This window comes from Brevibacillus borstelensis (genome assembly GCF_003710865.1).
In the GTDB taxonomy this organism is placed as follows: domain Bacteria; phylum Bacillota; class Bacilli; order Brevibacillales; family Brevibacillaceae; genus Brevibacillus; species Brevibacillus borstelensis.
On the sequence record NZ_RHHO01000043.1, the window covers coordinates 20,771 to 28,644 of the forward strand.

5 protein-coding genes are annotated in these 7,874 nt (G+C 56.1%); 4 read left to right on the plus strand and 1 reads right to left on the minus strand.

What is annotated here, in order from left to right; translation table 11 throughout:
- Positions 1-209 precede the first annotated feature (209 nt).
- The 4 genes from EDM54_RS21185 to EDM54_RS21200 all read left to right on the plus strand — a co-directional run bounded on the left by EDM54_RS21185 (position 210) and on the right by EDM54_RS21200 (position 7,646).
- Positions 210-4,754, plus strand: a complete 4,545-nt coding sequence (locus tag EDM54_RS21185) for a glutamate synthase-related protein (protein WP_122958748.1) — start codon at positions 210-212, stop codon at positions 4,752-4,754.
- 368 nt (positions 4,755-5,122) lie between these two features.
- Positions 5,123-5,806, plus strand: a complete 684-nt coding sequence (locus EDM54_RS21190; RefSeq protein ID WP_024984694.1) for a zinc metallopeptidase — start codon at positions 5,123-5,125, stop codon at positions 5,804-5,806.
- A gap of 140 nt (positions 5,807-5,946) precedes the next feature.
- Positions 5,947-6,777, plus strand: coding sequence for an NAD(P)-binding domain-containing protein (locus EDM54_RS21195; protein WP_122958749.1), 831 nt, complete (start codon positions 5,947-5,949; stop codon positions 6,775-6,777).
- Positions 6,777-7,646, plus strand: a complete 870-nt coding sequence (locus tag EDM54_RS21200) for an NAD(P)-dependent oxidoreductase (RefSeq protein WP_024984696.1) — start codon at positions 6,777-6,779, stop codon at positions 7,644-7,646. The genes EDM54_RS21195 and EDM54_RS21200 overlap by 1 nt, the downstream gene beginning before the upstream one ends.
- A gap of 106 nt (positions 7,647-7,752) precedes the next feature.
- Here EDM54_RS21200 and EDM54_RS27505 read toward each other — a convergent pair.
- A partial coding sequence (locus tag EDM54_RS27505) for a transposase (protein WP_511150404.1) occupies positions 7,753-7,874 on the minus strand: 122 nt, incomplete at its 5' end.

Genomic DNA, 7,874 nt, shown 5'->3' on the forward strand with positions numbered 1-7,874 from the left:
TTTTCCTTTTGAAAACGCTATATTCCATGAATAAAAATACATTTTTTATCGAGAAAAAACATTTTATTCTAATTAAAACGCTTACATTTACATGATTATCCAAACCACGATTGTGTACTCCATTCATTCATGTTATTCTTAGCACTACTATTTTGAAGTTTCCGACTATTGGTAAAGGAGGTGGAGGGTCAGTTCGTCTGACCGCAACCATGAGAAACTACCTGCAAAGAGAAGCAATCGAAACGTTTCAAAACTATCACAGGATTGAGCACGATAGCTGCGGAATCATCTGTGTCATCGAAAAAGCGGGAGCCCCTACGCGAGCTAACGTGGATGAAACCATCCGGTCGCTGATTCAAATGGAGCATCGTTCCGGATTTATCGACGGGGAAGGAGACGGCTGCGGCATCCTGACGGACATCCCTCGTGCCCTCTGGTCCACATACCTCCATCAGGCAGGGCTGGACGGCGGTTTTGCCTACGACAAACGATTCGCAGTGGCCCATCTCTTCGTGCCTCAAGCCAGTCATGACCCTGAGGAGGTTCAAAGGCAGGTACGGCAGCTTTTCGCCGAGTATTCCATCGACATTATGCTTGAGCGGGTACAAGAGGTGGACTCTGCCGCTCTCGGGAAAAACGGCAAACGCGACGAACCGCTTTTCTGGCAATTGGCCTTGTCCTCCCAAGAGGAATTGACTGGCTACCCGTATGCCCAGCGGCTGTTTGAATTGCAGATCGCCATCGAGACGGCTCACCATGTTCATGTCGCTTCGCTCAGTCCGTACACTGCCGCGTACAAGGTAATGGGCGCCGCCTCCATCCTGCCCCGCTATTTCCGCGATCTGGCTGATGATCGCTTCGCGTCGTCCGTGACGATCGGACACAATCGCTACTCGACCAACACCCTGTCCAACTTCTTCCGTGTCCAGCCGTTTTCGCTGCTTGGCCACAACGGAGAGATCAACACCATCAGCAAGCTGGAGGAGGAGGCGCTCCTGCTCGGCGTTCCGCTCGTAGACGGTGGAAGCGATTCGCAAAATGTCAACCGGACAGTCGAAACCTTCATCCACCGTTATGAACTCAGCCTGTTTGAAGCGATGGAAATTGTCTTCCCTCCGATCCATCACGAAATGAAAAACCTGCCTGTCCATCTGCAGGACCTGTATGCCTATCTGCGCCAGGCCTGGGGACATTTTGCCCAAGGTCCGGCCGGCATCGTGTCGCGCTACGGAAATGAGTGCCTGTTCAGCGTCGACGCGCTTGGCCTGCGGCCGCTGTGGATGGTGGAAAGCGCAACCTCCTACTACTTCTCCTCGGAGCAGGGAGTCATCCCTGTCCACCAGATGACGGCCGAGCCGAAGTCCCTGGCCCCTGGCGAAAAGGTGGGCGTCCTTCTGCACCCGGATCGGGAAGCGGAAGTCGTGCCTCACCACAGCCTGCAGCAACTGGTCCATGACCGTTTCACGAGCAAGGTCAAGACGGATGGCTGGCGGCAGCATCTCTATTTCGCATATGAGGCAAATGCGCTCGTCTCCGAGCCGGATGCAGAACCCCCTGCCTCGTCGGTGTACAGCGCATTCGGCTGGGACCGGGAGCAAATCCAGTTGGTCGAGCAGATGTCTGCCAACGGCGTCGAGCCGATCCGTTCCCTCGGACATGACGGCCCCCTCGGAGCTCTGTCCAAGGAGCGGCAAAACCTGGCCGATTACCTCAAGGAGAGCGTTGCAGTCGTCACCAATCCGGCGATAGACCGCGACCGGGAAATGGAGCACTTCTCTACCCGCGTCGTCGTCGGCTCGCGCGTCCCGCTCTCGGCAAAGCCGGTTCCCGGATTGCGCCTGGAGCTGCCTTCTCCCGTACTGTTTGAAGGCCAGTCGCTGCAGGCCGCCGCTGCGCAGCAGGGCACCTTCTCCTTGGAGCAGGTCCTCCACTATTTGAATAACCACCCGTCCAGCATTTCGCTGGTGTCCACTTCTTTTTCCAAAGAGGAAGGGCTGGAAGGCGGTCTGAAGCGAATAAAGCAGACGGTTGTGCAAGCTGTGCAGGACGGTGCAGTGCTGGTCGTTCTGGACGATACGGAAACGCATCGCAGCGACAAGTTCTGGATCGATCCGCTGCTGGCGGTGGCAGCCTCTGACCAGGCGCTGAAAGCCGTTTTTCTCGAAGACGGAGACAATTTGCGCCGCCGCGCCTCTCTCGTGCTGCGCTCCGGCTCGATCCGCTCGCTGCACGATCTCGCTCTGGCAGTCGGCTTCGGTGCGGACGCGGTGTCGCCGTATTTGATGTTCGCCACAGCCTTTGCCAAGGATGGGGTGACATCGGCAACAAACTTGTACAGCGCGTTGAACAAAGGGCTGGAAAAAGTAATTTCCACCATCGGCATTCACGAGCTGCGCGGATACGGACGATTGTTTTCTTCTATCGGTCTGCGCCAGGAGCTTGCTTCCGCCCTGTCCATCATCAATTTCTGCGGATCGGCCGAGTCGGGGCTTTCCTTTGCCGACCTGGAAGCGGACAGTATCCAGCGCTCGCGCGATTACGCAAGCGAGACGGCCCGTGAAGCCAAGACCTTCCACATCTTCCCGCGCCTGTGGAAGCTGATCGGACAGGTCGCGGCGGGAGACATTCCCTACGCCGACTACGCGCAAAAGCTGGAGGAAAACGAGCGGGAGAATCCGATCGCTATTCGCCATACAACCGACTTCGCCTTTGACAAGAACGCTCGACAGGAGCAGGGCAGGGTCGAAGCGGAACAGGTGGATCTCAGCGTAGGCAGCCATTCCCTGCCGTTCCTGATCTCCTCCATGTCCTTTGGTTCACAGAACGAGACGGCATTCCGCGCCTATGCCGAGGCAGCGGAACAACTGAATATGATCAGCATGAACGGGGAAGGCGGCGAGATCAAAGACATGCTCGGCCGCTACCGGAAAACACGCGGAATCCAGGTTGCTTCGGGCCGTTTCGGCATCAATATCGAGCTGGCAAATGCGGCAGACATCCTGGAGATCAAGATCGGCCAAGGCGCCAAGCCAGGCGAAGGGGGACACCTTCCCGGCTCCAAGGTAACAGCCAAAATCGCCGCTGCCCGCAATGCGACGATCGGCTCTGACTTGATCTCTCCGTCCAACAACCATGACATTTACTCCATCGAAGATTTGGCGCAGATGATCACCGAGCTGAAAACAGCCAATCACGAAGCAAAAGTATGCGTGAAAGTGCCAATCGTCCCCAATATCGGCACGATTGCCGTCGGGATCGCCAAAGCAGGTGCAGATTTCATCACGCTTTCCGGTTTTGACGGTGGTACGGGAGCGGCCCGCGTCCACGCCTTGCAGCACGTGGGACTCCCTGCGGAAATCGGCGTCAAAGCCGCTCACAACGCACTGCTGGAGGCGGGATTGCGCCACAAGGTGGAGCTGTGGGCGGACGGCGGCGTGAAAAGCGCCGCTGACGTCGTCAAGCTGATGCTGCTGGGGGCAAACCGCATCGGATTCGGCACACTGGCTATGATCGCAGTCGGCTGCACAACCTGCCGCGGCTGCCACCTCGATACATGCCATGTCGGGATCGCCACGCAGATTGACTCGCTCGAAGAAGCGCATGAAAAAGGTCTGCGCCGCTTTGTTCCCCGCCAGTTTGATATGGCGGTGGAGGGCCTGAAAAACTTCTTTACCCTGTTCGGCGAAGAGGTCCGGCGGATTACAGCCGCACTCGGCTTTAGCCGTACACAGGATCTGGTCGGACGCTCCGATCTATTGGTGCAAAGCCGTCTGCTGGAGAAGATCGACCTTTCGTCTTTGCTTGCGCTCCACCCGCAGTTTGGCACTGCCGAAAGCGTTGACGCGGAACAAGAGGAAAGCCGTGTGCTCGTAGCTGCCGGTGCCCACGCAGGAGAGGCGCAGGGGCGCTATTATCAGGCGGATAGGCCCATCCAGGAAACCTTCAGCAGCGTTCTCTCCGGGCAGCGGGTCCTCGGCAGCCGCTGGTCGGGGGCACGGGTGAAAGACCATCTGGACGGAAGCTATGCCTCCCTGCCGGAGGTGTCGCTTCACTTCACCCACGGCAGCGTTCCGGGCAACGGTCTGGCTGCCTACAATGCGCAGGGCGTCAACATCCGCGTCCAGGGCGGTGCACAGGACGGGGTAGGCAAAACCAGCTTTGGCGGCCGCGTCTCGATCCTCAAGGCAAAGGGATTGAACGGCGCTTACATCAACGGCTCAGTGGGCAAAAGCTTTTGCTACGGGGCACAAAAAGGGCTCTTTATCGTCCAGGGCAACGCCGACTCCCGCGCCTGCATCCGCCTTTCTGGCGCCGACGTGGTCTTTGGCGGCGAAATCACCCAGCCGATCAGCGACCAGCTTGGAGGCATCGGGGCTCGCGCCAACCTGAAAGGCTTTGCCTTTGAATACATGACAAACGGCCGTGCTGTGGTGCTCGGTGATCCAGGGCCGTGGATCTGCGCCGGGATGACCGGAGGCGTCGTCTACGTGCGGCTTCAGCCGGAGCTCGGCTTTGACCGCGACGCATTGGAGCGCCGAATCGCCAAAGGAGCCAAAGTGTTTTTGTATCAGCTCGACGACAAAGGGACGAGCGATGTTCAAGAGCTGCTTTCCGCTTACAAGGAAGAGCTGCTCGCTACCGAGCAATATGAAACAGCCAGCCGCATCCAAAAGCTGATCGAGAATCCGGCGGACAACTTCCTGATGATTTCGCCAAAGAAAGAGCAGGCCGATCCGTCTGTCTCGACCGAGTGACGCTCCGCCATACCCTTTATTCCCAACTCTTCCCCTGCCAGGGAGGAGTTTTTCTTTTTTGCACATATAAACGTCCATTTATATTGTCAAAGATAGTCAGAGATTGTACAATAAAAGGAAAGATGCGATCATGAACTGATCATGTCTTGCATGTTTCAAGGGTCAACAGCAATTTTCCGACAGTCAGGCAGCTAATGGCATTCGCCTCGGCCAGGGAAACACGCTCCCGGGAGAAGCAGGGATGTTTTGCACAGAAAAATGAAACTAGCGCCCGCCATAATCGTAGATGTAGGTAATGGGCACAATAGATGGATGCTTTTATTCATGGAAAAATTCATTATGAGAAAATGAGGAGTGATCACTTCATGCTGTTGTTTCACCCCATGGATTTCCTGATTTTCATTGCCTTTGGTCTTTCGCTGTGGGCCCAGTTCCGCGTGAAGGGGACCTTCAACCGCTTTGCGGATGTGCCCGCATCCTCTGGTCTGACTGGGGCCGAGGCTGCCCGCCGAATGCTGGACGAAAACGGCTTGACCAATGTCCCTGTCGAACACATTCCCGGTACGCTTACCGACCATTACGACCCGATTTCCCGTGTCGTTCGTCTGTCCGATCCGGTATATATGGGCAATTCGATTTCCGCTATCTCGGTCGCCTGCCACGAGGTAGGCCATGCGGTCCAACATAAGGTGTCCTATCCGATGCTGGTTGCCCGCCATCGCATTTTCCCTGTCGTCAACCTGGTATCCGGCGTTGCGCCTCTGCTGCTGTTGGCCGGCTTCTTTTTCAAGGCTGCCAATCTGCTGCTTCTGGGGATTTTGTTCTTCTCCGCAGCAGTAGCCTTCCAGCTGATCACACTGCCGGTGGAATTCAACGCCAGCAGCCGCGCGAAAACGATGATGGTGAAAATGGGCTTCATCCGCAACAACGAAGAAAGCGGCGTAAACAAGGTCCTCGGTGCCGCAGCCCTCACTTATGTGGCGGCAGCTCTGATCTCTGTGCTGGAACTGGTCAAGTACGTCATGATCTTTACCAACACGAGAGAGGAATAACCACTGCTTTGACTTGACGCCTATGACGCGTTAGGCTTTGACCGTTGCGATCATTCACTCAAGGTACAGCTCCCTTTTTCGGGACTGTACCTTTTTCATTCCCGATTTGTTAGGATAGGATTGGAAGGAAGGGAAGCAAAATGGTCATCGGAATTATCGGATTAGGAAACATTGGGCAAATGCTCGTCAAAGGTCTGTCCAAGAGCCGGGTTGTCTCCCCCAGCGATATGATCGTCTTTAACCGCAGCCGGGATAAGGCCGCGGAATTGCAGCGGCTTTATCCGTTTGAGCTCGCCGCTACCGCCCAGGAGACAGCAGACAAGGCAGACATGCTGTTCATTTGTACCAAGCCTCTCGATGTGCTGCCCGTCCTGCGGGAGCTGACTCTCCCTGCAAGGCTGCATCTCGTCTCCGTAGCTGCCGGCGTCAGCCTGCAAGACCTGGAGACGGTACATAGCGCCCCTGTCAGCAAGGTAATCCCGACTGTCACCTCGGAAGAGCTCCGCGGGGTGTCCCTGTTTGCAAGCAACCGCCTGGTGAACGATACGCAGCGAGATAGCCTGCGGCTCCTGCTCGACGCACTCGGCACGGCTGAAGAGGTTTCCGAGGAAAGCATCGAGACCGCGACAATCCTGACAAGCAGCGCTCCCGGGCTGATCGCGGGCATACTGGAAGCCTTCGCACAAGCCGCGGTGAGGACATCCCCTGAGCTTGGGATTGATACCGCACGGCGGATGCTGACAGAAACACTGGCCGGCACCTCTCTGTTGCTGAAAGGCCAGGAGCTTGGATTTGACCAGCTCATTGAGAGAGTCGCAACAAAAGGCGGCATTACCGAGGAAGGTCTCGCTGTTTTGGGGCGGACGCTGCCGCAAGCTTTTGACGACCTTTTTGCAATGACAAGCGAGAAGCACGCCTTGTTAAAACAGAAAGTACAGGCACAAATTATCGATCGCAAAGGAGAACAGTGATGAAAGTCGGATGGATTGGACTTGGCAACATGGGCATTCCGATGGCGAGCAATCTGCTGGCGGCCGGGTATGACGTTTGCGTATGGAACCGGACTCCCGCAAAGGCAGAGCCGCTTGTGAGCCTTGGGGCTGTCATCGCCGAGTCGATGGAGAAATTAGTAGAGAATTGCGACATCATTTTTACGATGGTAAGTGACGACGATGCCGTTCGATCTATTTATACAGGAGCTGGCGGATTGCTGTCTGCCGCTGTCCGGGGCAAGCTGGCTGTGGACATGAGCACCGTTTCGCCGGAGACCTCCCGTTTTCTCGCACAGAAATGCCGGGAAGCCGGTCTGCGTTTTCTCGATGCACCCGTTTCCGGCAGTGTGGGGCCAGCAAAGGAAGGAAAGCTCGTCATCATGGCAGGAGGAGAGCAGCAGGATTTTGAGCAAGCGAAGCCTATGCTGGACAAGCTGGGAAAAACGGCTCTTCACCTCGGACCGAACGGAGCCGGAACCTCGGCCAAGCTGGCGATCAATCTGCTGCTTGGCATTACTGTGCAGGGCGTGGCGGAAACGCTGCTGTTCGCACGTGGAATGGGCATCACTACCGAACAGATGCTGACGATCATCTCCGAGAGCGCTGTCGGAACGCCGCTCATACGCGGGAAGGCCGCTTCCATTTTGGCCGATGACTATCCGGCTGCTTTCGCTTTGAAGCACATGGCCAAAGATTTGCGCCTGGCACGCGAAGCGGGAGTCTCTTCCCCTCTGGCAGAGTCTGTAGCAGCCAGCTACCGGACCGCACTGGAGGAAGGTATGGGGGATCTCGATCTGATGGCGATCCTCCGTTTTCTCGATCCGGAGAAACAAGAAAAGGCCCTTTAGGACAAGGGCCTCAGGCTGTCGAGAAACCCCACAATATGTTGGAGTTTCTTCTTTCATAACAATAAAATTGAGCACGAAGTGCTGGAAGTCTTAGATAGCACCACACCTAACATGCCTTTGCAAGGTGGAGTGCTATCTTTTTTATATTTTGAACGGTTGCTGTCAGCAACGCTTGCTCTTGGACATTTTCACGTCCGCGCAACCTACAATAGCGAAGTCCATGCATTT

What these genes read in the sequence shown, in the direction of transcription:
- EDM54_RS21185 (WP_122958748.1), top strand. Translation starts at nt 210, where the DNA reads ATGAGAAACTACCTGCAAAGAGAAGCAATCGAAACGTTTCAAAACTAT.
- EDM54_RS21195 (WP_122958749.1), top strand. Translation starts at nt 5,947, where the DNA reads ATGGTCATCGGAATTATCGGATTAGGAAACATTGGGCAAATGCTCGTC.
- EDM54_RS21200 (WP_024984696.1), top strand. Translation starts at nt 6,777, where the DNA reads ATGAAAGTCGGATGGATTGGACTTGGCAACATGGGCATTCCGATGGCG.